Raw genomic sequence first — 244 nt, 5'->3', positions numbered from 1 at the left:
CAGCGAGCTCTCCGTCGTGTTCATGGATACCACGTCCATCAGCTTCGAGGGCGCGGGCGGGGAGACACTGGGTCAGCGGGGCCACTCGAAGGACCACCGGCCCGACCTGATGCAGCTGATCCTGTGCGTGGTGATTGACAACGAGGGACGGCCGATCTGCACGGAAATCATGCCCGGCAACACAGCCGATGTCAGCGTCCTTCTGCCGACGATAGACCGCCTGCGTCATCGCTTTGCCATTGGC

General features: G+C 63.1%; 1 protein-coding gene. It reads left to right on the top strand.

The features are described from left to right. A partial coding sequence (locus Q7A36_RS41415) for a transposase (protein WP_456306864.1) occupies positions 1 to 244 on the top strand: 244 nt, incomplete at both ends.

It is taken from the genome of Paracraurococcus lichenis, from assembly GCF_030657435.1.
In the GTDB taxonomy this organism is placed as follows: Bacteria; Pseudomonadota; Alphaproteobacteria; order Acetobacterales; family Acetobacteraceae; genus Paracraurococcus; species Paracraurococcus lichenis.
The sequence above is the reverse complement of the archived record's forward strand: the minus strand, read 5'-3'. Positions and strand labels throughout refer to the sequence as shown.